Below are 245 nucleotides of genomic sequence, written 5' to 3' on the forward strand. Positions count from 1 at the left end.
GTGTCGACCAGATCTGACACGTCGCTGGTCAGATCGCTCAGAGTGGCAGCTGCTGTCGTCGGCGCCGGCTCGGTCGTCTCAACGACCGGCGCCGCATCCGCAAGAGCGCCGCTGGCCACGGTCCCGGTGTCGGCCGGATCTGACACGTCGCTGGTCGGATCGCTCAGGGTGGCAGCTGTTGTCGTGAGCACCGGCTCGGTCGTCTCAACGACCGGCGCCGCATCCGCAAGAGCGCCGCTGGCCAC

General features: G+C 69.0%; 1 pseudogene. It reads right to left on the bottom strand.

The annotated features are described in order from the left end of the window. Positions 1-245: pseudogene (locus QSV46_RS40710) on the bottom strand (hypothetical protein); the annotation flags it as partial.

It is taken from the genome of Bradyrhizobium cosmicum (genome assembly GCF_032290525.1).
In the GTDB taxonomy this organism is placed as follows: Bacteria; Pseudomonadota; Alphaproteobacteria; order Rhizobiales; family Xanthobacteraceae; genus Bradyrhizobium; species Bradyrhizobium cosmicum_A.